This window comes from Achromobacter piechaudii NBRC 102461, from assembly GCF_001571245.1.
In the GTDB taxonomy this organism is placed as follows: Bacteria; Pseudomonadota; Gammaproteobacteria; order Burkholderiales; family Burkholderiaceae_B; genus Achromobacter; species Achromobacter piechaudii.
On the sequence record NZ_BCTK01000013.1, the window covers coordinates 228,398 to 253,559 of the forward strand.

The window sequence follows — 25,162 nt, forward strand, 5'->3', positions numbered from 1 at the left end:
TGGCATGCACGCTATTGCCCGCATGTTCTTGGACTCGCTCGCGAGATTCAAAATTGAATTATGTCCCAAAGTTCTGCTAATGAGTCACTTTGACGATCTACCGCGCCGCGACCGGAATCACGAGATCGAGGGTAAAGCGATCGCGGCATTTCAGCGACTCCTTAGCGAAAGTGGAGTCTTCATTCTGCAAGCGGCTGACCGCAAGGATTACGGCACCGATTGCCAGATCGAGGTTGTGGCCAACGGACAGGCCACGAATGTCCGGCTCCACGTACAACTTAAGGGAACTGAAAGTGCTTTGAAGGCGGATGGATCGTTCAACGTCGAAGTGCGTCGAACTAATCTCAACTATCTGCTGATGCAGGCCAGCAGCATGTATGTCGCCTATCACCTGCCTACAGATTCCTTACGCGTTCGCACGGCGGAGAGTATCACTCGTCAATATGAGCATGGCGGCAAGAACTGGACCAACCAGCAGTCGTTGACGGTTGCCTTCGCCGAAGAGTTGACGAGTGGGCGTCTGACCCAGCTGGCAGACGTCGCTCTTGCGGAGACGCTGTCCTCACGTGACCGGCGCGTCGCTCTAGCCCGTGTGCACGATGTGGAGCTGTGCACTCACGTTCTTGAGGCTCCACCAGACGTTCTCGTTCCCGCCGACCTCGCTCTAGCACGCAAGATGTTGGTGCAACTCTACGAGAGCGACGCAGACGTGACAATCAGCGCGGGCTTCGAAAAGTTTGCGGCCGTCCTGGGCACAGATAGTGAGGAAATGGGCATGTGCTATATGTCCGAGATTAACCTCGGAATGGATGGCTTGAGCCTCCACGCCGAGAGAATCGAGGAGGCTATCAGCCATTTCCAGGCAAGGCTCACAGAAAATCGTCACCTGATAGGTGCTCTGCACTACACGATCGGCAATGCTTTCCATGCGCTACGTAGAGAGCAGGAAGCAAAGTGTGCTTTCGAAGCTGCACTCGCTGATCCGGCGCTTACGACCAATCGCGAACTCGCGGCCATGGTTCATAAAAACCTTGGCACCAGTCTCGCGTTGCTGGGAGATATGGAGCGAGCGGTAACTCACTATCGGGAAGCTATACGGTTGAGTCCCAACCTCGCGGAGGCCCACACCGCATTGGGTATCTACTATATCAAGCTGGGGCTGTACCCGGACGCATTGCATCACTTCGACCAAGTTGTTTTTTCGGAACAAAGGCAAGGCCGCACTTCTACGGTTACCGGATGGCGGGCCAATGTCCTTTTCAACCTTGGCGATGGCCGGGCGGCGTTTCGAGAAATCAATGGGTTGATGGCTCAGGCCGGCCGCCTCCGTTGGATTTGGCCTTGGTGTGGTCGTCTGGTTGCAAGCTTTGGCCGCGCGAATGTAGACAACGCCCGCCAAGCTCTACCTTTTTGGCAACGCTACGTGAAGGCGAACCCCGATGACCCCGCCGGTAAGTGGGAACTTCTCATGGCCACGTTTTATCTGCGCGGTGAGGGGGAGGATGTTGCGAAGACTTACCGTGAACATCGCGAAGAGTTTGATCAGCACATCACACACATCGGTGCGGACCACGCGGCTCTAGCCTGGGACCAGTTAGGCCACTGGGCGCAGGACGACAAGGACTGGGTGGAGGCAGAGCGCTGCTTTCGCAAGGCATATGACTTGGCGGGTGGCGATTATGGTTATTGCCTAGCGATGGCCCTCAATGAATTGAAGCGCTTCGATGAGAGCGTGCCGCTGCTGCGGGAACAGGCTCTTATCGTTCAGCCGGATGCGTTGAGCTGGTTTCAACTGGGTGCTACTCAGTCCAACCTTAGTAGATGGCCAGAGGCAATCGAAGCATACGAGAGGGCGCTTGTCCTCGACCCAGAATATGCCCTCGCTATGTTCAACCTTGGCGGCGCTCACTGGAACAGTGGTGATAGAGCGATGGCGGAGGAGGTTTGGACGGCTGCAATTGAGCGTTTCCCCGACCATGAGCTAAGCGCGACTCTCAAGCGCGATCTTTCGCCGTTGTTTGGCGATCCTGCCACAGGCCAATGCTGCTAAAGCTTGCTAGACGTCCCGTGCTGCGGGAACTTACTGGCTGGAATGTCGACGATGCCTCATCAGATCCGGCGTGGTTGACCGAATGGATTCTTCTGTGAGCTAGGCAGGGCCTACGTTTTCCACGAGATTCTACCGGTTCAACGCGACCGACACCCGATCAAACAAATATGCCGTGAATTTCCCCGTGGGGTGTGCCGATCTTTCCCTCTGGTGGATGCATCCACGTCGACATTGAAGGTGTCCGTAGGTGCATTCGAGTGGACGCGGACTTTTGTCCGCACGAATTCAGGGGCACAACGACGCCAGTCACAGCAAGAGCAGTGGCCGTGAACCGCCGTTAGTGACCGGCCGCTGCCGGCCAGGAGCAGTCGACAGCGCTTAGGAAAGCCGACAGTTAACTTCAAGCCAAAGTATGTGCAGAAACTAGATCAAAGAGGCTTCAATGGGGCTCATCTACTGCGGCAGCGATTCTCTAAAGTTTGGTTAAAGGGCAAGACCAATTCCGAGTTCATCTGCGCGCGACTTGAGTAAGGCATGATCCGTTTTTGCACGCCCACGCCAGTAGGTTTGATTATTGCCTTCGATCCCAGCTAATAGCTCAGTCATTCTCTCAATGTCAAACTCTGCGGCATGAGGACGGATGAAACGTGCGAAGGTTGAATCGGCAGTGCTGAACGCCCCACTTGCGCAGTAGATTCTGATAGCGATACGAAGGGGCTCCTGTCTAAGATTGCCTTGATCTGCAAAACTACTACAACCTACTCGGCACATACGCCGGTGAGGCTGTTTTACTTTAACCAAGCAGGCTCCGCGAAAACCGGGGCGATTCAGGAGGAAACCATGATTTCAGTTGGTGCGGTGTATCACGGTCCAGAACTTCAAGGCTGCGAAGTTAACCAAGCCATCATGGCCGCGAGCAAGATTCTTAAGGGTTTCAGAGGCGGGCTTGAATCGATAAGTACGCCATGGGTGAATGCGGTGTTTGTTGTTTCTGGATCCTTGGCTCAGGTGGATTTTCAGGGTTTGGAGTACGGGAAATATTCAAAAGAAAACAAGGGTGTGGTTGTTAAAGTTGCCGTACCAAAGAAAGTCATTGATGGTGGTGATTTAAGAAAGTTCATCATTGATTCTTTGCATGGCGCGAATGCGATGGCATTCGAATTTTTCCGGCAAAAGGGAGAAGAGTTTCCGCTGCGTGATGCGGAAAATCTGGTCGCCAAAGTTGAGGAGGAGTTCCAAGAAGGGTAGAAATTGCTCTTGGCGCTCGTATGTCGCCTGAGTCAGTCCACCAACGGCGCGGGCGAGACCACTTACTTCCGCTATGACCTGCGCGGCAACGTCACAGGCGTGCGCAATCCCGGAATGTCCACGGAACTGCGCACCGCCTACGACGCGCGCGGCAACAAGAACTTCGAGGCCGACGGCAACGGCAGTGCGTCGACCTGGGCCTATGACTACTTCGGCCGTCTGGTGGCGCACACCGACATTGGCGGCGCCAAGTACTTCTATACCTACGACAATGCCCGTCAGCTTCTGACCCAGACGAATACGCGCGGCCAGAACCTGAACTACAGCTACGACGCCGCGGGCCAGGTCACGCGCATCTATGACGCCGCCATAGGTCAGATCAAGGACTATTCCTACGACCATGCGGGCAACAAGGTGCGCGAGCGCACCGCGCAGGGTGGAGGCGTCTACCAGAACAACATCATGGCGTATGACGCGCTGGGACGGCTGCGGCAGGTCTCGGACAACTACCTGCGCCAGATCATCGACTACGACGCCAACGGCAACCGGACCCGGGTGCAAACCCAGTACGCGGATTCGTCCGATACGTGGCGCAACCAACAATGGTGTCAGACTGCGATTTCGCGGCGAAATTGCGAAACTGCAGTCCGACACCATTAATCGTTCCAGACGCTGTCTACGACCGTTGAGTCGCATATGGCCAGAATTGGAGGCATGCGGTACGCTGTGCCCCCTGCGTCAGGGAGGCCGATGGCAAACCCTTCGGCAGCATTCGAGCCCAAGGCCTACAGCGTAGCTTTTGAAATGCAGCTGCTTGATGAAGACCTCGATAGAGGAAGAAAAATACATTTTAATCGGGCGAACGCTGCTCTTGATAATGCAATGAAAGCGAATCCGGATTTTGCAAAAATGATGAACGACATGATGAAGGTCCGGTTTCAGTAAAATTGGCTGATAGTTTTGAAGAGTTCATCGCTGGATTGTCCGTTGATCCAGACAATATATGAAGGAAGATCATGGACCGATATGCGGGAAAACCTCTTTTGCGGCTCCTCGAATGTTATGTGTTGCATGCAATTGGTCACCTTGATGCAAAGCAGGGTGATTTGTTGAAGGCCATGGAGCCAAAGTTGGCAGAAATATTTGGCGCGAAAGGGACGTGGATTGATATTGTGAGCGCGCAAGTGGGATTTGCGCCGGAAATGTCTGGAAAAATTAGAGCGATATGGGAGGCTGGGGTTTTGAAGTCCCAGCAGATGGGCTTGGATGTTGATCCAAATGATTTTGCAGTCGAATTTGTGGATACTAATTTTTCCACTATGGACTAATCCCGACGCGAATTTTTCAGGGAGTTGCCGCAGTGACGGTTTTTTCAGAATGCCCTGCGTCAACTCGGAACATGCGGTGGGCAATAGAGCGACTTAATATTCTGGCTGCATGCTGCAAAGCTTCGCATTGGCTGCGCCCTGTGAAATTCGCTGGCGCGTCCTCCTACTTGCCGCACCTTTTCTTGCAGCATGACGCGGGCCGCGTCTGTAGCCTCCCATCCTGATACCCCCCGCCGATGTCGGGTTGCGCGCCGATAAACGAGTGCTGCTCGACGGGCGGGTGGGCCGGGCTGGATGGGGAGCCAGCCCGACGGTCCGCAGCGTCAGGCGGCGTTCGGGACGTGGCTTTTTAGTTTCTGGTCGTTGAGGTTGGCGAGCTTGGGCAACAAGCCCAGCTCTACGTTAGGCGCGGGCGACACCACTTACTTCCGCTATGACCTGCGCGGCAACAAGAACTTCGAGGCCGACGGCAACGGCAGTGCGTCGACCTGGGCCTATGACTACTTCGGCCGTCTGGTGGCGCACACCGACATTGGCGGCGCCAAGTACTTCTATACCTACGACAATGCCCGCCAGCTTCTGACCCAGACGAACACGCGCGGCCAGAACCTGAACTACAACTACGACGCTGCGGGCCAGGTCACGCGCATCTATGACGCCGCCATAGGTCAGATCACGGACTATTCCTACGACCATGCGGGCAACAAGGTGCGCGAGCGCACCGCCCAAGGTGGAGGCGTCTACCAGAACAACATCATGGCGTATGACGCGCTGGGACGGGCAGTAAGCAATTAGGAGTTAACGGTCAGAAGCAGTAAGGATAGCAAGGGATCGAAGAAGCCCACTGACGAATGATTGCTTTCGGCCCATTCCAGCCGGTCAGCTCAGTCAAAAACCAGCCAGAAGGGGGCGGCCATGCAGCGGCTTCGAGAGCATCTACTTGAGGATTGAAGGTGTCTACGAAAGCGAGACTGATTCAGTTTGAAAGTCCGAGTTAGTTCAGATCGAGTCCACTCCCATACGCATAGCAGAGAATGCTAGGTACGCATCAGAGGGATCCAATTCTTCAGCTTCCGGACCTGCAAGCCAGGAATCGAGCTCGTCGTCAAACTCGGAGATAACCCATTTCAGGTTTTCCTTTACCGACTGAGGAGTTTTACTAAAGACATCCTCCCGAATCCAGTCATCCGTTACCCCCCAGAAGACAGCGTATGGAACAAGTACTCTGAGACCTTGGGGAACGTCGTCGATGTCCATCGACACTCGTGCCGCAACTTGGACGAAGCTCGGCCATTCGTCCTCTATTTCTTGCTGACTAAGAACACGTCTTTCACTACTCATTTTGACAAGGCCTCCTTCATTCGCTCATAAGAATTCCAGTACTCCTGGCGGATTACCGACGGAACCCTGGCAGCATCAAACATCTTCTCAGAATGAGCCGCCGACATACAGGTGGTGCGGCGAGTATGTCAAAAAATGCGGCGTTGGTGACTGTCCGCTTGAATCCACAGCCGAAAGCCGCCACTGGCAACAAGCGCCCCGATGTCGCCAATACAAAGCACGACGCTTCCAACTCTGACAATTCCCAACTCACAGCCGAGTGTCTCGAGACGTCCGTGTCTCCTCCGCAAAGCCCGTACTGGCATCTCCCATATCTTGGGGCTTAGACCGTCGAACCAATTCAATTGCGTTTGTTGCTAAGTTCGCCATTCCTTGACCTGCAGACCGTTTATCGGCGAGGAATAGAAGAAGATCTCCGCACAATGGCAGGTGTTGCCCACCAAAGCCAAAAGGCGAACTTCAACGCAAAAGGCGAACTTTCTTCCCTCCGCTCGGGATTCCCCCAATTCAAATTCCTCTTGCGGAAAATCAATGTTCTATAGGACACTTTGTGTCATTAGAGCGGCGAGACCGCATTCCAGGGGAAGAGCATGAAACTTTTGAGCAAGATGGCTGCGCTGGCGGCGGCGTTCGTTGTTGCGGGCAACGCGCAGGCGGCGTATCCCGAGCGGCCGATCCGCCTGGTGGTGCCTTTTGGGGCGGGCGGCATCACCGATATCGTGGCGCGGCAGGTGGGCAAGGGCATGGGGGACGCGTTGGGGCAGGGCGTCGTCATTGAAAACCGGCCCGGCGCGGGTGGTGTGATCGCCGCGCAGTTGGCGGCCAGTGCGCCGGCAGATGGCTACACGATTTTCATGGGCACCGTGGGCACGCAGATCGTGAACCCGCTGATCTATCGCAAACTCAGCTACGACGCCAACGCGTTCGCGCCGGTGGGGATGGTGTCGGGATCGCCGTTCGTGCTGGCGACGCGGGCGGGCTTGCCTGCCGCGAATTTCGAGGCCTTCGTCGCCTATGCGCGCGCCAATCCCGGTCGGCTGAATTTTGGTTCGGCGGGCAATGCCAGTTCGCCGCACCTGGGCCTGGAGCTGTTGAAGCTGACGGCGGGCGTGGATATCGTTCATGTGCCGTTCAAGAGCGGCAGCGAAGCGGTCAATGCCGCCATCGGTGAGCAGGTCGACGTGGTGATGGACGCCAGCCCGATCATCATGCCGCACGTGGCTTCGGGCAAGCTGCGCGCGTTGGCGGTGGCGTCGGACAAGCGATTGGTATCAGCGCAGGCCGTGCCCGCCAGTGCGGAAGTCGGCGACGCCGGTTTGCAGATCAGTTCGTGGAATGCGTTGCTGGCGCCGGCGGGCACGCCGCCCGAGGTGCTGGCGGCGTTGAACGCGGCGTTGCAGAAGACGCTGGCGTCCAAGGAATTGAAGGACCGGCTCGCGGCTCAGGGTACGCAGCTGTACACGGGGTCGGCAGAGGAATATCAGCGGTTTATCGCGGCCGAGAAGTCCAAGTGGACCGACATCGTGAAGCGCGCCGATATCAAGATGGATTGAGGACGGGGGCGGTCCGCATGGAGCCGCCCGATGATCGATGCACCCTTTCAACCCTCACCGCCGTCCGTCGCGCTCACGCGCGCGGACGGCATAGACGCTGTCCAGGACGGACGGCATGACGGAGACAAGATGAGCGATACGATGCACCTGGGAAAAGACGAACTGATCGCGCGCGCGCAGGCCGAGATGCAGCGCCAGTTCGATACGCCGCAATGGACCCTGCGCGAACGGCTGGCGCTGACGTGCCGCATCCTGTTCGATGGCGGTCATGATTCCGGGTTGGCCGGGCAGATCACTGCGCGCACGCCGGAAGCGGGGCGTTACTACACGCAGCGCTTGGGCCTGGGGTTCGATGAAATCACGGCCAGCAACCTGTTGGTCGTGGACGAAGACCTGCGCGTGCAAGAAGGCGGCGGCATGCCGAATCCGGCCAATCGCTTTCATTCTTGGATCTATCGCGCGCGGCCCGATGTGAACTGCATCATCCACACGCACCCCTTGCATGTCGCGTCGCTGTCGATGCTGGAGGTGCCGCTGGAGGTGTCTCACATGGACAACTGCACGCTGTACGACGATGTGGCGTTTCTGAAGGACTGGCCGGGCGTGCCGGTCGGCAATGAGGAAGGCGAGATCATCTCGGCCGCGCTGGGCGACAAGCGCGCAATTCTGCTGTCGCACCACGGCATGCTGATCGCGGCGGGTTCGGTGGAGGAGGCTTGCGTGCTGGCGTTGCAGTTTGAACGCGCGGCTCGCATGCAGCTGTTGGCCATGTCGGCCGGCAAGATCCAGCCCATCCCCCCCGCGCTGGGCCGCGAGGCGCACGACTGGATCCTGACGCCCAAGCGTTCGCAGGTGGGCTTTTCTTATTACGCGCGCCGCGCGTTGCGGGCGCATCCGGACGTGTTGTCCTAAGCGGGGAACAGGCGGGGGGGTGCCCCCGCTCGACGGCGGCGTCGGTTTCGGGCATTCTTACCGGTCGGATTTTCACCGCCCTGTCCATGAACGACCTGCCGCCCCGTCTACGCACCCTGCGCCGCCAGCAAGCGCTTTCCCTGGAGCAGCTTGCGCAGCGCACCGGGCTGACCAAAAGCTATCTGTCCAAACTCGAGCGCGGCTTGAGCGAACCGTCGATCTCGACGGTGTTGCGCCTGGCCGAAGCGTATGGCGTGGGCGTGTCGCAATTGGTGGGCGCGGACGACGCCGCCCAGGACGAAGTGGTCAGCGTGGTGCGCGTGGCGGATCGCGAGGCGCTGCAACGCGGCGGGCCCGGCTCGCAATACCATTACGAATCGCTGGCCGGACACCGCAAGATCAAGGCGATGGAGCCTTTCGTGGTGCATCCGCCGCGCGACTTTCCGGATGCGGCGGCCGTGTTCCCGCATCCCGGCGAAGAATTCCTGCTGGTGCTCAAGGGCGCCATCGAGGTGCAGGTGGGCGAACGCCAGTTCCGTCTGGAAACCGGCGATTCCGTCTATTTCGATTCCGAATTGCCGCATCGCATGCGCACCGTCAGCCGGGCGATGGCTGAAGTGCTGGTGGTCGCGGCGCATTGACCACAAACAACACAAGATCCCACAAGACAGGCAGCCCATGAAACACGACCAATCGCGGCTCGTCCGCATCGATGCCGGCCCGATGAAGAACCCGGTGCCCGGCAAGCCGCGCCGCCCGATCTCGGGCGATGCCGCCTTCCAGACCGTTACCGCCTTCGAAGGCAATGCCGGCAAGGCCGAAGCCGGCGTGTGGGAAAGCACCGCAGGCGTGTTCCAGTCCAACACGACGGGCTATATCGAATTCGGCACCATCGTCGAAGGCTCGGCGCGCCTGGTCGATCCGGACGGCACCGTGCACGAGCTGACCGTGGGCGCCGCCTTCGTCATGCCCGAGGGGTATACCGGCCGCTGGGAAGTGGATCAGTTCGTCAAGAAGATCTATTTCATCAGCCGGACGGCATGAAGACGGGCACGACGTCCATCATGCGTTCTGGCAAAACACCCGCGCGCTAAGGCTGAGGCCGCTGCGGGTAGGCGGACGTGCCAAACGTATTGCCCATGCGGTTGCCGATGGTGGCCGGCGTGGGCAGACCCATCTGGTTGGGCGGGCGTTGCGTGATGGCCTCGGACTCCAGCACGGTGGGCGGGCGGGGCCGCACGTCGGGCGCCATCTTCTGGTTCAGGCAATCGTAGGACAAGGCCCGGTAGCCATTGACCTCGGTGTCGATGCACGCGCCGCCGGGGCGCGCCGGCGCCGGCGCGGTTTGCGCCGCTTGGGATGGCGATGGCGCGACCGGCGCGTCGGTCCCGAGGGCCTGCGCGGCAACATCCGACATGACGGGCAGCATCGCCGCCGACCACAGCAACAGGCCAGCGGCCCGGAACACCCCGCGCATGCGCGCTCCTTGAACAGCGTGGCCAGGCGTGGCCGCGCAACGCAAAAAGTATAAAGATCGCCACCCCCGCATAGGTGACGGTTGCGTGGCGCTTGCGCGGCGAACGCGCGGCAAGTGTCACGAATGCGTCATTCGACGCCTCTAGCATGGCGGCTTTTCCAGGCGCGGGCGCTTACGGCGTCCTCTGTTGCGGCCATGTCAGGCGTTTTTCCCTTGCGGTCACGGATATGAAAGGCGTCTTCACGGGGCCCGGCGCAGCCTTGCGCGCCTGTATCGCCTGGGGGCTGCTGGCGCTTGCGCCCACCGGCCATGCCGCGCCGCCCGCCAAGCCCATGCACTTTGCCATCGCGGCGCAGCCGTTGGCGCAGGCGCTGGTCGAGTACAGCCTGGCCAGCGGCCTGACGGTGCTGGTGGACAGCAGCTTGACGGCCGGTCGGCACGCGCCCGCCGTGGTGGGCGCCTATACGCCAAGCGAAGCGCTGCGCAAGCTGCTGGCGGATTCGCCCTTGGCGATTCGCTATGCCAGCGCGCAGTCGTTCACGCTGGTCGCCAAGGATGACGATGCGGCCGCTGCCCGCGCGGTTTCGGGCAAACGTTTGCGCGACACGCCCTATGCCGCCGTGGTGCAGACGGCGCTCAAGCGTGCCCTGTGCTCGGCGGCGTCCACGCAGCCGGGGAACTATCGCGCATTGGTGCAGTTGTGGTTCGACAAGGCCTGGCGCGTCAGTCGCGTGGGCTGGGTGTCGACCACGGGGCAGGCGGCTCTGGACCGTCGCCTTGAGTCCGCACTGCAAGGCGTGGTGATCGGCCCGTTGCCGGCGGGTACGTCGCAACCGCTGACCGTGTTGTTGACGCCACGCAGCACGGCGCAATGCAACGCTGACGGGGGAGCCGGCAGTGCGGGATAACAAGCCGGACGGATCGTTGCGGGCGTTGTTCCTGGAACGCTACAACGACTTTCGCAATCAGCTGCGCCGCCGCCTGGGCTCCGACGACCTGGCGCACGACGCCATGCAGGAAGCCTTTCTGAAGGTGAATGACTTGCCCGCCAGCTCGTCGATCCAGCAGCCCGCGGCCTATCTGTTTCGCGTGGCGTTGAACATTGCGGAAGACCAGCGGCGACGGGATTCGCGGCTGCTGACCGGGGTCGAGATCAGCGAACTGATCCACTTGGCCGACGAGGCCGCAGACCCGGCGCGCATCGCGCAGGGCCGCAACCAGATCGACGCGTTTCAGCGTGCACTGCAAAAGCTGCCCGAGCGCACGCAGCAGATGGTGCTGGCGGCGCGCGTGCATGAGTTGCCGCATGCGGAAATCGCGCGGCGCTACGGCGTGTCGGAACGCATCGTGTCCAAGGAACTGAAGCGGGCGCTGGACCATTGCGCACAAGAACTGCTCGCGGCCGGCCAGGCAAGCGGCAACGGAACGAGCGCCGCCTCTCGCGATGCGCGCCGGGACGACACACCATGGCGTTGACGATGAGCATGCCCGCAAGGAACAAGAATGAAGATGCCGCCACGCGGCAGGCGCAGGCCTGGTTGCTGGCGCTGACCTCTGGCCGCGCCACCGAACAGGACGCGCAGCGGTTTCGTGATTGGCTGCGGGCGGACAGCCGCCATCAGGCCGCGTTCTCCGCGCAGAAGCAGCTGTGGCAAGGCATGGGCCCGGCCATCCAGCAGGTGCATGCCGAGCGCGCAAGCCGCCGCGCGTCCAAGCCGGTCTTCACCGGACGCCGCGCGTTTCTTGGCGGCGCGCTGGCGGCGTCGGCGGCGTATCTGGCGTTCAAGCCACCGCTGGGTCTATGGCCCAGCGTCGATGCGCTGGGCGCGGATTACCGCACGGCGGCTGGCGAGCAGCGGCGCGTGTCGCCGGTGCAGGGGCTGGACGTGGACATGAATACGTTGACGCGCATCAACGTGGGCCGCGACGCCAACGGTGCGGTGATCGAGCTGGCCGAAGGCGAGGCCGAGATACGCAGCGGCGCCACGCCCGCGATCGTGGTGGCGGGCAGCGGCCGCATCAGCGCCAAGAATGCCACGTTCAATCTGCGCTACATCGACGGGCAGGCGCGGCTGTGCTGCCTGTCGGGCGCGCTGCGGCTCGTGCATGGCCAAGGCGTGTTCGACGTGGCCGCCAACCGCGAACTGCGCTATGACGATGCGCGCGTGATCCCGCCCGTCGCCGTGGACACGGCCGTCGTGACGGCCTGGCGCCAGGGCTGGCTGGTGTTCAACCAGCAGCCGCTGGCGCAGGTGGTGGACGAACTGAACCGCTATCGCCGGGGCCGTCTGGTGCTGATGAACGAGCAATTGGGCAAGCGCCTGGTGCAAGCGCGATTTTCGTTGGCGCAGGTGGCCGATGCCGAGCGCTTGATCAGGGATGCGTATGGCGCCCGCGTGACACATCTGCCGGCAGGCGTGGTGTTGTTGTCATAAGTGCGTCGCAAAGCGCCTGTCTGGATGAATTATTTGTGACAGCGTTCCGGTCTGCATTTTTCTATCCGTCTGTCTTGTTCTAGGTGACGAACACGCGCGATTGGAACAAGGGATGGCGATCATGCAGGCACGGATGGCGGATACGGGTGGCAAGCGGAACATTGGGCGCGTGCCGGGGCACAGGCGCCCGAATTGGCGTCCTACGCCGCTGTCGCAGGCCGTCACCGCATTGCTGATTGCCGGCAGCGCAAGCAGCGCGGCCCAGGCGCAGCAACGCGCTTTCAGCCCCGGATGGTTCTCAGACAAGAACGCGGTGCAATCGACCGCGCAACGCACCGGCCGCATGCCCGACGGCAGTCTGGCCGGCATCGGCGCAGGCGCGCGCCAACAGGCGCAATCGCGTCAACAGTTGCAGCGCTCGCTCGATAACCTGAACCGCACGGCCGCTGCCGTCGCCGCGCAGCAAGCGGCGCAGGCCGCGGCACGCGCCGCCGCGATGGCAGCCGCTGGCGATACGCCGGACGGGCTGGTCGAAGGCGGCCTGTGGGCGGCAACGGGCGATCAGGCCAAATGGGAAGGCGCCAAGGCCGCGACGTCCAGCGTGGACAAAGGACGCCAGCTTGTCACGATCGAGCAGACGCAGTCGCGCGCGATCCTGAACTGGGACACCTTCAACGTCGGACGCAACACGACGCTGCAATTCAAGCAGGGCGCGGACGACGCGGTGCTGAACCGGGTGGTGGGCGCGGCGGCCAAGCCCAGCCAGATCCAGGGGGCGATCAAAGCTGATGGCACGGTGATGGTCGTGAACCAGAACGGCGTGATCTTCTCCGGCACCAGCCAGGTGAATGCGCGCAATCTGGTGGCCGCCGCCGCCACGATCACGGACGCGCAGTTTCGTGACAAGGGCCTGTACGCGGACAACGGCGCGCAGCCGACCTTCCAGGACGCGCGCGGCAATATCGAGGTGCAGGCCGGCGCATTGATCGGCACCGCCGCGCCGACCACGTCTACGGCGGGTGGCGGCTATGTGCTGCTGCTGGGCAAGGAAGCGACGAACGCGGGCACCATCGATACGCCGTCGGGGCAGGCTGCGCTGGCGGCGGGCGACCACTTCGTGATCAAGCGCGGACAGGGCACGTCGGGCAATCTGGTGTCTACGACCAAGGGCAATGAGGTGTCCCTGACCGGCACGCCGGGGCGGGTCGTCAACACGGGTCTGATCCAGGCCGCCGTGGGCGACGTCACGATGACCGGTGGCGACGTCGTTCAGAACGGCGTGGTGCTGTCCAGCACGTCCGTCGATACGCGCGGCACGGTCCATCTGAATGCGGTGGGCGACGGCGGCAAGATCACGCTGGCCGAATCGAGCACAACGGCGATCCTGCTCGATCGCAGCGGCGCGCTCGCGCTGGACAGCCAGCGCGACGGTTTGCGCGTGCCGGTCACGCCGGCTTCCGACACCACGGTAGTGGCGGCGGGCGCGGATCGGCGCGAGCTGTCGCGCGTGGAGATCGCCAGCTCGGGTACGGTGGATTTCGCGTCCGGTTCGATCACCTTGGCAACGGGCGGCCAGATCGCCGTGCAGGCCGCGCAGCGCACGCTGCTGCGCGATGGCGCCATCCTGGACGTCGCGGGCGCGGTAGGCGTGCCGGTGGCGATGGAGAACAACAGCGTCAAGATCAACGTCCAGGGCAATGAACAGCGCGATGCGCCGATCAACCGCGACAGCGGCAAACTGAACAGCAACGATATCTGGGTGGACGCGCGCGAACTGGTGCTGGTGAAGGCCGGCACCAACGGCTATGCCAACGACCGCTGGTACACGGCGGGCGGCTTGTTGGAAGTCAGCGGCTACCTGGGCACGCAGGGCCACGCGGTCAACGAGTGGATGGCGCAAGGCGGCAACGTCGAGTTCACGGGCGGCGACGTGGTCACGCGCGCGGGTTCGCAGATCAACGTGTCGGGCGGCACGCTGGATGTGCAGGACGGCAAGATCCAGCAGACCTGGCTGCGCGGCGTGGACGGCCGGCTGTACGAAGTGTCGCGCGCGCCGGGCGACCTGGCCTACACCGGCCTGTACAAAGGCTACGAGGCCGTGCACGAACGCTGGGGTCAGACGCAGTATTACTACAACCCGCTGATCGCGCCGAAGGAGCGTTTCGAAAGCGGCTACACCGTGGGCCGCGACGCGGGCCGGCTGGTGGTCGGCACGAAGAGCGCGGTGCTGGAAGGTGAATTGGTCGGGCTCTCGTACCAAGGCGAGCGTCAGACCGCTGCCCCGCAGGCCGGGCTGGATGGTTATCAGCAGTCGCAGCGGGCGGCGGCGCGGGGCGCGCAGTTGGTGGTCGGCACGTATACGCCGTATTACATCAAGCGCACGGGCGCGTTGGACTACGCGCTGGGCTTGTCGGATGGCACGATCCAGCACGTGATGTTGTCGGATCAGGTGGCGGCCATCGCGGCCGGCCTGGAGCTGGACACGGCGTTGCCCGAGGACCGCGCGGGTAGCCTGCACCTGGACGCCGCGCAGTTGAATCGCGCGGGGTTGGGCGCGATCAGAATCGCGGCGCAGGACATCACGGTGCAATCGGATGTGCAGGTCGGGCCGGCCGGCGACATCACCTTGTTCGCCAACAAGGTGTCGGTGGACGCCACGCTGACCGCGCGCGCGGGCAGCATCCGCCTGGGCAATGTGCTGAACCAGATCACGGCGGCGGGTGCGATGGACAGCATTGCGGGCGTCGCCGAGCAACCGTCCGTGACCTTGAGCGAGCGCGCCCGGCTGGACGCCCGAGGCATGTGGACGAACCTGGCCTTGTCGCCCGAGCTGACGGCCAGCATGCCGTATTTGAACGGCGGCTCGGTCTCGGTGCGCGGCACCGGCGATATCGCGCTGGCAGAGGGCAGTGTGATCGACGTCAGCTCGGGCGCTGTGCTGCGCCCCAAGAACAAAGTGACGGGCGGCAAGGGCGGCAACACGACGATCGACGCGGTGGCCGCAAGCGACGGCTCCGTGGGCGCGGTCACCCTGGGCGCGCAGCTGCGCGGCTACGGCGTGGAGGGTGGGGGAACGCTGACGCTCGTCGCGGGAAAAATTGCGCTGGGGGAGGCATCGACCAGCGTGCCGGCCGTGGCCTCGACGCTTGCAGCGGTGGGCCAAGACGACACCGTGCTGACGCTTGCCGCGCCGTTCTTCCAGCAGGGCTATTCACGCTACGAGATCACCGGCAACCAAGGCCTGACCGTGGCCGAGGACGCGCGCATCGACGTGCTGATGCCGGTCTATCGTCCGATTGCGGGCGCGGCGAGCTTGGCGACCGGCACCGACCCGGCAGCGGCGCTGGACCAGTGGTTGCCGCCGCTCTATCAGCATGATCCCGTGGCGGGGACGGCGACGCTGCGGCGCGGCGCAAGCCTGCTGCTGCAAAGCGGCCGCAGCGTGGCGCCGGCCGGCGCCGACACCAATGTCGAACTGAATATCGGCCGGGGCGCGCAGATCAATGTGGATCCTGGCCAGACCATCCAGTTGCGTGGCGCCGGGCAGATCACGGTGTCGGGCGCGCTGACGGCGGCGGGCGGCAAGATCGATATCCGCCAGCTGCGCATGGGCGCGCTGGACGTGGCCGAGTCCTTGGAAACCGCCGATGGCCAGGTGCACAACCGGTCCATCTGGATAGGCGAGCAAGCGGTGCTGGATGTGGCGGGCCGCGCGGAAACCGGCGTGGATGCGCAAGGCCGCCGCTACGGCGTGGCGGACGCGGGCGGCTCCATCGTGATTGGTGGCGAGATCGACCACGATCGCGCCTCGGCGACGTCGGCCGACGCCTACGTCATCGTGCGCCCCGGCGCGGTGCTGAACGCGTCCGGCGCGAGCGCGCTGGTGGATGTGAATGGCGTGGGTCCGGTAATGCTTAACCGCGATGGCGGCCGCATCTCGCTCAGCTCGTACAACGGCCTGCATCTGGATGGCACGTTCATCGCACGGGCCGGTGGCGCCAACGCGTCGGGCGGCACGCTGGACATCGCGCTGGAAACGCCCTTGTATCGCACCTGGGGCGAAAACGTCGCCGGCATCGACGTGCAGGTTCCGCGCGAACTGGTCCTCGGAGCGGGCCGTGCCGGCGATGCGCTGGATGCCGATCTGAAGCCGGGGCAAGCCGCCGCAGCGCTGCGCGATGGCCAGACCCGCCTGGATACCGCTCGCCTGTTGGCGGGCGGGGGCTTCGACCACCTGGGGCTGCTGTCCAACGGCCTGATGTCCTTTGATGGCGATGTTGACGTGCGGACGGCGCAGAGCCTGCGTCTGTACGCCGGCGCGTATTCGCTGGCGCCGGACGCTGACGCGCAGACTCGCGTGAACCTGGCGTCTTCGTATGTGCGCTTGTCTGGCTTGGGCAAGTACGCGGCCTCCAATGGCGTGCTGCGGCCACGCGTGCTGTTCAGCGACGCGCGCGAGGTCGGCGAGGGCGCGTTCACGGTGAACGCGGGCAGACTGCTGGAAGTGGGCAACAGCTTTTCCTTCGGCACGCAGGGGGCCATCGTCCGCAGCGAGGGTGGCGCGCTGCCGGTGGCGCGTGCCGGCTTTGACCGCGTGACGCTGGACAGCGCGGGCGACCTGCGCTTTCTGGCACAGAACGATAACGAGCCACGCACGCGCTTGTGGACGCGCGGCGATCTGACCTTGAGCGCCGCGCAGATCTATCCTGCCACGGGCGCGGAAGCCGAAGTGCGCGCGGGCTACACGCGCCGCGAGGACGGCACGCAGTACTTCGATCCTGAACGCCGCTTGACGGTGGCCCGCCACGACGGCGCGTCGGGTGAGTTGCCCGCGATCCCGTATTCCGCGTTCGGCTCCTTGCATCTGGCCGCCGCCAGCATCGAGCAGGGCGGCGTGATCCGCGCGCCGTTGGGCGCGATCGTGCTGGGCGAGATGAGCGAACGCATGGGCACGCAGCGCCTGAGCCTGTTGCCGGGCAGCGTCACGTCCGTCAGCGGCAACGGATTGCTGATGCCTTATGGCGGCACGACTGATGGCGTGTCGTACAAATTCAAGGGCGCGGACGTGTCGCTGGTGGGCGTGGGGGGCGCGACGGGCCTGGACGGCCAGGCCATGCTGCGCACGGGCATCACCTTGGCGTTTCAGGACGTGGACGCACAGCCCGGTTCGGTCATCGACCTGTCGGGCGGCGGCGAGTTGACGGGCGCGGGCTTCGTGTCCGGCCGGGGTGGTTCCACCGATGCGCGCTATTCGCCGCTGGTGCGCATCAATCCCAATGGCGGCTTCACGTTGCCAGGCCTGGCCAGCAACCCCGTCTACGCCATCGTGCCGGGCGCACAGGCGACGGTGGCGCCCGTGGGCGGCGAGGCCGGCGCGTCCACGCCCGGCCTGGGCCAGCAGATCACCATAGGCGCGGGCGTACCGGGCCTGGCGGCCGGCACGTATACCTTGATGCCGTCCACCTACGCCCTCTTGCCCGGCGCGTTCCGGGTCGAGATCAACGGCGGGGCGTCGGCGGGCGCGGCGGTGACGCCGATGCAGATGCGCAACCGGTCGTGGGCCGCCAGCGGCACCTTGTCGACGGCGGGCTCTCAGGTGGCGAACAGCCTGGCCAGCGCGGTCATCCTGACCCCGGCGAGCGTGCTGCGCACGCTGTCGCAATACAACGAGATGAGCTACGCGAGCTTTGTGGCGGCCGACGCCGTGACGCGTGGCGTGCCGCGCGCGATGTTGCCGGCCGACGCGCGCACCTTGCGGCTGGCGCTGCATCCCGGCTCGACAGACGGGCAGGCCCTGAGCTTCGAAGGCCTGGCCAACTTCAAGGCCGCGCAAGGCGGCTTCGGCGGGGCGGTGGCGCTTAACGGCGGCAGCTCGACGGTGGAACTGCTGGGCACGGGCCAATCGCCCACGGCCGGCTTCGAGGGCGCCTCGGTCGCGGCCGACGCTTTGACGGCGATGGGCGCCAGCCGTCTGGTCATCGGCGCGTTGCCGGTGGTGTGGTACGGGCAGGGCGGCCGCTTCTATACCTTCCAGGCGTCGGCCAACAATGTCGTGCTGCGCGCGGGCGCACAGTTGATGGCGCCCGAAGTGTTGATTTCGGCGCGCACGATCGAGCTTGAGGCCGGCGCGGGAATATCGACCTTGGGCCGGGGCGCGCCGTCCGTGGATTCCACCAGCGGCTACGCCTTCCAGCCCGGCGTCGCCGGCTTGCTGGCGGTTTCCAATGGCCGCCTGGACGTGCTGGCGCCCAACGCGCTGGGCACGGGCGCCATCCGCATCGGGACGTGCGCCGCCGCGCCTTGCGCAGGATCGACGAACCTGTATTCCGAAGGGACCATCGCCGCCGCCACCAATGGCGCGTTCGATCTGGGCGAGCAGGTGCGCTACGGCACGCGCAACCTGTCCCTGGCCGTCGGCGCGGTCAACGTTGGGACGGCGCAAGCGCTGGAGCATGCCGCGACGCAGGGCCTGCTGCCCGCCGGCCTGACGCTGAACCAGGACATCCTGGGGCGTCTGTTGCGGGGCGACACCAGCACGGGCGCGCCCGCGCTGGAAGTCCTGACGCTGACCGCGCGCGACTCGATGAACTTCTACGGCACCGTGGCGCTGGACACGCGCGATCCGGTGGCCGGCAAATACAGCCTGGCCACCTTGGCGCTGGGCACCCCCGCCATCTATGGGTACGGCCAGGCGGGCGACGAGGCCGGCATCCGCACCCAGAACCTGGTGTGGAACGGCGCCACGCAAGCGCCGGGCGCGGTGGTCGCGGGCGGCGCGGGCACGGGCAAGGGCGTGCTGCGCATCGATGCCGAACGCATTGAATTCGGCTACGCCCAGGGGGCGCAGCCGAACGGGCAGGAAGACAATGCGCGGCTGGCGCTGGGCTTTGCCAGCGTCAACCTGAACGCCAGCGACCGGATCACCGCCAACCATCGCGGCAGCCTCTCTGTCTATGAATCGCAAGGCGCGTTCGACAGCGCCACCGGCCGCTATGCCTATAGCGGCGGAGACTTGAATCTGAATACGCCTTTGCTGACGGGCGGTTCGGGTTCCGTCAACCGGATGCTGGCGGGCGGCAACCTGCGCCTGGCGGCGCTGCCTGGCGCGATCACGGCACCGGTGCAGGACCTGGGCGCGGAGGTCGGCCTGTCCGGCGCCACCGTGCAAGTGGATGGCAGGATCGTGCTGCCCAGCGGCAAGCTTACGGTGCAAGGCCGGGATGGCGTCGTGCTGACCGGGGCGTCGCAGATCGACGTGGCCGGCCGCGCCGTCGCATTCAACGACGTGATGCGCTACAGCTGGGGCGGCGACGTGATCCTGGAAAGCAGCCAGGGCAACATCCGGCAAGAGGGCGGGGCGGTGATCGACCTGTCGGCGCAACAGAACAACGCGGGCACGTTGCGGGCCGACGCGTTGGCGTCGTCAGCCGGCGTGGTCGATCTGCAAGGCCGCATTCTTGGGGCAAGCACGGGCCATTACGATGCGGGCGGCACGGCCGTGCCGTATCGCGCCGGCAGCATCGACGTGCGCGCCCAGCATCTGGGCGCGGCCGGCTCGTTGAGCGCTGACTTTGACGCATTGAACCAACGGCTGAACGAGGGCGGCGTCTTTGGCGCGCGCAGCTTCCAGTTCAAACAGGGCAGCCTGACGCTGGGCAACGCGCTGCGCGCCAACGACATCAACCTGTCGATCGACGGCGGCAGCCTGACCGTGGCCGGCGTGGTGGATGGCAGCGGCGAACGCGTGGGGCGCATCCGCATGGCGGCGCGCGACGGGCTGACGCTGGCGTCCAACGCCGTACTGGACGCGCATGGCTCCGTGTTGCGAGTGGACAGCTACGGCAAGATCATCGACGCGCCCAACCGCGCGGTGATTGAACTGAATGCCGGCAGCGGCGTGCTGACGCTGGCTGGGGGCGCGCGCATCGACCTGCGCCATGGCACGGCGGCCACGCCCGGCATGGGCGCAGGCCAGCACGATGGCATGGCGCGCGGCACGCTGGACCTGCTGGCGCCGCGCATCGACGCGGCCGGCAACACCGGCATCAACGGCGGCGCGGCGGCGACTCACGGCGATATCGCCATCGACGCGCGCGGGCCGCTCACGATCGAGGGCGCCAAATCCATTTCGCTGGTGGCGACGCAACGCTACGACGATGCGCGCCCCGGCGATCCGGCGGACCGGGCCAGCGGGCGGGGCTATCAGATCATCGACCAGGCCTACCTGGACACTCTGCACAGCGACAGCACGACCTTCATCCGCAATGCGTTGGCCAACGGCAATCTGCTGAACGCCAAGCTGGCCGGCTTGAACAACGCCGCCTACCGCGACGTGTTCCACCTGCGGCCGGGCGTCGAGATCGTCAGCAGCACGGCCGATGGCGATCTGGTGGTGCAGGGCGATCTGGACCTGTCGCGGTATCGCTATGCCAGCCTCAATCCGCGTTCGCCGATGACCTCGGCCTATGGCTCCGGCGAGGCCGGCGCGCTGACCCTGCGCGCCAAGGGCAACCTGGACGTTTACGGCAGCATCAACGATGGCTTCGCGCCGCCGTCCGCCACGCCCGACGATGAGCATGGCTGGATTCTCGTACCCGGCGCGCAACCGTTCGGCGGCGACGTGGTCTTGCCGCGCGGCGGCGTCGAGCTGGTCGCGGGCACCGAGTTTCCCGGTGGCAAGACGTTGAACTACGCGCTGCCCTTGCAGGCGACCACGCTGGCCGCTGGCACGCGCCTGCCCGTCGAAGCCGCGCTGAACCAGCCGCTGTCGATCGCGGCGGGCACGGTGCTGTCGGGCGACGTGCGCGACTCAGCAGGCCAGTTGCTGTACGCGGCTGGCAGCATACTCAAGCAGGCGGTCGATCTGCCGGTGGGCACGCGCCTGGGCGCGGGCACGCTGCTGACCGCGGGCACGGCGATGCAGGCCTTCACCTGGCCGGCCAACGTGGCGCTGCCCAATCTGCACACCACGCAGGCCTATGAGCCCAACGTGCTGCTGATGGCGGGCGCGATCACGCTCAAGCAGGGCGCGTTGATTCCGTCGCAGGCCAAGCTGGTGTTTCCGGAAGGCGTGGACTATGTCGAGCTGCGGCCCGGCACGGCGGCGGACCAACGGCGCAATTGGGCGCTGGCGCAGATGTTGCCGGCCGGCAGCCAGTCCTGGTCGCTGCGGCTGGTGGCCGGCGCGGACCTGGGCGCGGCGGACCCGCTGCGCGTGCTGCCCGGGCCTGGCGCGGGCAAGCTGAATCTGGCGGACAGCCATTACAACGCCACGTTGACGGCCGGCGCCGGCCTGGTCTGGGGGCCGGAGGCCGAGCCGTCGGGCTTTGATCCCTACACCAAGGTGCCGGACGATCTGCTCTGGTTGTGCGACGTCGTCGAAGGGCTGTGCATGCCGCCGCCTCGTTGGGCCTGGGGTCCGGACAACTGGTTCGGGCACCCGGCCGGATCGCCCGTGGCGGAGGCCGATCTTGGGCTCTGTGAGCTGTCGACGGAGCAGTGCTACGAGAATAAATCGTCGACGACGGTTACCGCGCATACCCAGAATTTCAGCGTGCTGCGCACCGGTACCGGCGATCTGGATCTGGCGGCGGGCGGCGACATCAGCCTGATGTCGGCCTACGGCGTCTACACGGCGGGAACGCAGTCCACCGACGTGGCGGCCGCCTACCAGTTGCCGCGTGGCCGCTACGAAGCGACGGTGCTGGGCGATGCGCATTCCACCACCTACGAACCCTTCGTCACGGCGGGCGCCGGGTATCAGGCCTGGTATCCGGAAGAAGGCGGCAACCTGGGCCTGTACACGGGCGGCGCGTTGCGCGGCGACGTATGGGGCCAGACGCGCGGCGCCACCTACGATGCGCGCGTGATCGATCCCAGCGTGGGCATCGGCAACTGGTTGTGGCGCCAAGGATCCGGCAGCGCCAACGGCGGCGATACGCCGACCGCGTGGTGGATCAACTTCGGCAGCTACGTCAAGGCGCCCGGGGAATTCAAGGACAACACGCCGCTGCTGGTGGGCTTCACGGGCTTTGGCGCGTTGGGCGGCGGCAACGTCAGCCTGCGCGTGGACGGTGACGCGGGCAACATCGAGTCGCGCGGGTCCCTGAGCAACCCGCGCAGCCAGGGCCTGATCGTGGCGGTGGGCAGCAGCGGGCGCGTCGCGGCCGACGGCAGCATCACGCTGACGGGCGGCGGCGATATCGACATGCGCGTCGGGGGCGGCCTGAACCCGACGCAGAACGCGCGCGGCCTGGTGTCTTCCACGGCGGGATCCACGCCGTACTACGGCGACCCCGCGCTGGACCTGCAAGGCGCGCTGATCAACCTGCGCGGCCATGCGGGGCTGTCTGGCGGCGCAGTCGGCGGACTGGATTTGCAGTACGGCAACCAGACGACCCAGCAGGACGCCAAGGACAGCCGTGGCTACGACCCCTACGTCTCGACGATGGCCAGCGCCACGGGCGGACTGGTGCTGATTCCTGGCGACTCGGTCATGCGCGTGGATACGCGCGGCGATCTGGTCGTGGGCGGGGCCAGCGACCCCGGCCGGGTCGCGTTGCCCAACAGCACGCCGTACCGCATGACCGACGGAACCTTGCGCACGGGCGGCGGCTACAGCTGGTTTTCGATGTGGACGGAGAACACCGCCATCGAACTGTCCAGCGCGGGCGGCAACCTGACGCCCAGCCGGCAGACCTCGCATAGCGCGCAGGGCCTGAGCCTGCAAACCCGGCGCAATACGTCCGCGTCGGATGGACGCTATCTGTATCCGTCGATCCTGCGCGCCACCGCCTATGACGGCAGCATTTATGCGGGCCTGTCGGCGGGCTATCTGAACAGCGAGCAGACGGGCCTGCCGTACTCGCTGACCTTGGCGCCGGGCATGCATGGCCAATTGGAAATGCTGGCGGGCGATTCGATTTACGCGGGCGGATACGCCATCAACCGTTCGGGCGCGGATCCGTCGAGCGTGGCGAACGTGCTGTCGCCGGCCTTTGCGGGCTACCTGTCCGAGGCCAACTCCAATGCGGCGCTGGGCAACAAGGGTGTGGACGGCATCGCCGGCGACCGCTACACCCATTTCCCCCTGTTCTACTTCAATGCGCCGACGGCAGGCGAGGCGGGCTCCAACGCCGTCACGCGCTTCTACGCCCGCGATGGCGACATCGTCGGGCTGCGCACGGGCGAGCTGCTGTCCGTCGTGCAGGGGCCGAACACCGGGCAGTCGTGGTACGAAGCGTCGGGTCCGGTCTGGATGATGGCGGGCCGCGACATCGTGGCCTCCGGCACCGACACGGGCGTCAAGACCGACGTGCCGACGACCAATGGCATGAACTTCGGCGCGAGCGGCACGTCCGTGACGTCCACCGGCAATCTGTTCCTGCACCGCGATCCGCTGGACGTATCGCGGGTCTCGGCCGGGCGCGACATTCTGTACAGCTCGTTCCAGGTGGCCGGCCCCGGCGTGCTGGACGTGTCGGCGGGCCGCAACGTGCTGATGGCGGACCGCGCGTCCATCACCAGTCTGGGCGCGGTGCTGCCGGGCGATTCACGCCTGGGCGCATCGATTGCCATTCAGGCGGGCGTGGGCCCCAAGGGTCCGGATTACGCGGGCTTCATCGCTCGCTATCTGGACCCGGCCAAAGCGGCCGACCCCGGCCGCCCGCTTGTGGACCAGGGCTTGCCGTTCAAGACCTACGAGGCCGAGCTGCTGTTGTGGTTGACCCAGCGCTACGGCTTTGCCGGCAGCACGGACGACGCACGCGCCGTGTTCGCGGCGCTGCCTGCCGAACAGCAGCGCATCTTCGCCCGCCAGGTTTATTTTGCCGAGCTGCGCGCCGGTGGCCGCGAATACAACGACAAGACCAGCCCTCGCAATGGCAGCTATCTGCGCGGCCGCCAGGCCATCGCCGCGTTGTTTTCCGACGCGACGCCAGGCGCTTACGCAGGCGACATCACCTTGTACGGCGCGGCGGGCATACGCAGCACCTTTGGCGGCGACATTCAGCTGATGACGCCCGGCGGGCAGCAGGTGTTCGGCGTGGAAGGCGTGGCGCCGCCCGCCACGGCCGGCATCATCACGCAGGGCGAGGGCAACATCCAGCTGTATGCACGCGGCAGCATCCTGCTGGGGCAGAGCCGCGTCATGACGACCTTTGGCGGCGACATCACCGCCTGGTCGGCCGAAGGCGACATCAACGCCGGCCGGGGGTCCAAGACCACCGTGCTGTATTCGCCGCCCAAGCGTGTCTACGACGCGGTCGGCAACGTGACCCTGTCGCCCAACGCGCCCAGCACCGGCGCGGGCATCGCGACGCTGGCGCCCTTGCCGGAGGTGCCCGCGGGCGACGTGGACCTCTACGCCCCGTTGGGCACCATCGACGCGGGCGAGGCCGGCATCCGTGTGTCGGGCAACGTCAACATCGCGGCCTTGCAGGTGGTGAACGCCGCCAACATCCAGGCCCAGGGAGACAGCGTGGGCGTGCCGGTCGCGGCGTCCGTCAATGCCGGCGCCCTGTCATCGGCCAGCGCGGCGGCCACTTCGGCCGTCAACGCGGCGGAAGCTTCGGCGCAGCGCGCACAGAACGAGGCGCGTCAAAACCAGCCTTCGGTCATCAACGTGCAGATCCTGGGATATGGCGACGAGCCGGTGGCGGGCGCTGCACCGGCCGCCGCGCCTGCGGGCTCGGCGGCGGCGCTGCCCAAGTACGACGCCGCCAGCGCCGTGCAAGTGCTGGGCGCCGGGGCACTGAACGCCAGCGAAACCGGGGGCCTGAGCGCGGAGGAAAAAAGCAGGCTGACGATGTGATCGCGGC

Annotated in this window: 16 protein-coding genes; 14 read left to right on the forward strand and 2 right to left on the reverse strand. The window is 64.8% G+C overall.

Annotated features, from left to right (window positions below):
- The first annotated feature begins 4 nt into the window (after window positions 1–4).
- From API01S_RS24100 to API01S_RS24125, 6 genes are all read left to right on the forward strand, one after another.
- Complete coding sequence (locus API01S_RS24100; protein WP_254598621.1) at window positions 5–2,050, forward strand: tetratricopeptide repeat protein; 2,046 nt, start codon at window positions 5–7, stop codon at window positions 2,048–2,050.
- Window positions 2,051–2,785: 735 nt separating this feature from the next.
- Complete coding sequence (locus API01S_RS24105; protein WP_156487173.1) at window positions 2,786–3,298, forward strand: hypothetical protein; 513 nt, start codon at window positions 2,786–2,788, stop codon at window positions 3,296–3,298.
- Between the two features lie 9 nt (window positions 3,299–3,307).
- A complete protein-coding gene (locus API01S_RS24110; RefSeq protein ID WP_061306348.1) occupies window positions 3,308–3,958 on the forward strand; it encodes an RHS repeat domain-containing protein in 651 nt (216 codons plus the stop codon).
- Window positions 3,959–4,048: 90 nt separating this feature from the next.
- A complete protein-coding gene (locus API01S_RS24115) occupies window positions 4,049–4,243 on the forward strand; it encodes a hypothetical protein (protein ID WP_156487174.1) in 195 nt (64 codons plus the stop codon).
- A 71-nt stretch (window positions 4,244–4,314) separates the two neighbouring features.
- Window positions 4,315–4,626: a hypothetical protein gene (locus API01S_RS24120; protein ID WP_061306350.1), complete on the forward strand. Its 312-nt coding sequence runs from the start codon at window positions 4,315–4,317 to the stop codon at window positions 4,624–4,626.
- 378 nt (window positions 4,627–5,004) lie between these two features.
- Window positions 5,005–5,421 (forward strand): RHS repeat domain-containing protein, encoded by a 417-nt coding sequence (locus API01S_RS24125; RefSeq protein WP_061306351.1) that lies wholly within the window; start codon window positions 5,005–5,007, stop codon window positions 5,419–5,421.
- Window positions 5,422–5,625: 204 nt separating this feature from the next.
- Here the strand turns inward: API01S_RS24125 and API01S_RS24130 are convergent, their stop codons facing one another.
- A complete protein-coding gene (locus tag API01S_RS24130; protein ID WP_156487175.1) occupies window positions 5,626–5,883 on the reverse strand; it encodes a hypothetical protein in 258 nt (85 codons plus the stop codon).
- A 674-nt stretch (window positions 5,884–6,557) separates the two neighbouring features.
- Between API01S_RS24130 and API01S_RS24135 the strand changes: the two genes are divergently transcribed.
- The 4 genes from API01S_RS24135 to API01S_RS24150 all read left to right on the forward strand — a co-directional run bounded on the left by API01S_RS24135 (window position 6,558) and on the right by API01S_RS24150 (window position 9,476).
- Window positions 6,558–7,520 carry a Bug family tripartite tricarboxylate transporter substrate binding protein gene (locus API01S_RS24135; protein ID WP_061306353.1) on the forward strand — a complete coding sequence of 321 codons (963 nt, stop codon included), beginning with the start codon at window positions 6,558–6,560 and terminating at the stop codon, window positions 7,518–7,520.
- A 129-nt stretch (window positions 7,521–7,649) separates the two neighbouring features.
- On the forward strand, window positions 7,650–8,432 hold the full coding sequence (locus API01S_RS24140) for an aldolase (RefSeq protein ID WP_061306354.1): 783 nt from the start codon (window positions 7,650–7,652) through the stop codon (window positions 8,430–8,432).
- A gap of 86 nt (window positions 8,433–8,518) precedes the next feature.
- Complete coding sequence (locus tag API01S_RS24145) at window positions 8,519–9,073, forward strand: helix-turn-helix domain-containing protein (protein WP_006220820.1); 555 nt, start codon at window positions 8,519–8,521, stop codon at window positions 9,071–9,073.
- Window positions 9,074–9,110: 37 nt separating this feature from the next.
- Window positions 9,111–9,476, forward strand: a complete 366-nt coding sequence (locus tag API01S_RS24150) for a cupin domain-containing protein (protein ID WP_039883436.1) — start codon at window positions 9,111–9,113, stop codon at window positions 9,474–9,476.
- Between the two features lie 46 nt (window positions 9,477–9,522).
- On the opposite strand, the gene API01S_RS24155 is transcribed toward API01S_RS24150, so the two are convergent.
- A complete protein-coding gene (locus tag API01S_RS24155) occupies window positions 9,523–9,909 on the reverse strand; it encodes a hypothetical protein (protein WP_061306355.1) in 387 nt (128 codons plus the stop codon).
- A gap of 227 nt (window positions 9,910–10,136) precedes the next feature.
- Between API01S_RS24155 and API01S_RS24160 the strand changes: the two genes are divergently transcribed.
- The 4 genes from API01S_RS24160 (at window position 10,137) to API01S_RS24175 (ending at window position 25,155) form a co-directional block, all read left to right on the forward strand.
- Window positions 10,137–10,817, forward strand: a complete 681-nt coding sequence (locus tag API01S_RS24160) for a secretin and TonB N-terminal domain-containing protein (protein WP_254598620.1) — start codon at window positions 10,137–10,139, stop codon at window positions 10,815–10,817.
- Window positions 10,807–11,385 (forward strand): RNA polymerase sigma factor, encoded by a 579-nt coding sequence (locus API01S_RS24165; RefSeq protein WP_006220816.1) that lies wholly within the window; start codon window positions 10,807–10,809, stop codon window positions 11,383–11,385. The genes API01S_RS24160 and API01S_RS24165 overlap by 11 nt, the downstream gene beginning before the upstream one ends.
- Before the next feature lie 2 nt (window positions 11,386–11,387).
- Window positions 11,388–12,344, forward strand: a complete 957-nt coding sequence (locus tag API01S_RS24170) for a FecR family protein (RefSeq protein ID WP_254598619.1) — start codon at window positions 11,388–11,390, stop codon at window positions 12,342–12,344.
- 112 nt (window positions 12,345–12,456) lie between these two features.
- Window positions 12,457–25,155, forward strand: a complete 12,699-nt coding sequence (locus API01S_RS24175) for a filamentous haemagglutinin family protein (protein ID WP_061306358.1) — start codon at window positions 12,457–12,459, stop codon at window positions 25,153–25,155.
- The last annotated feature ends 7 nt before the right edge of the window (window positions 25,156–25,162 follow it).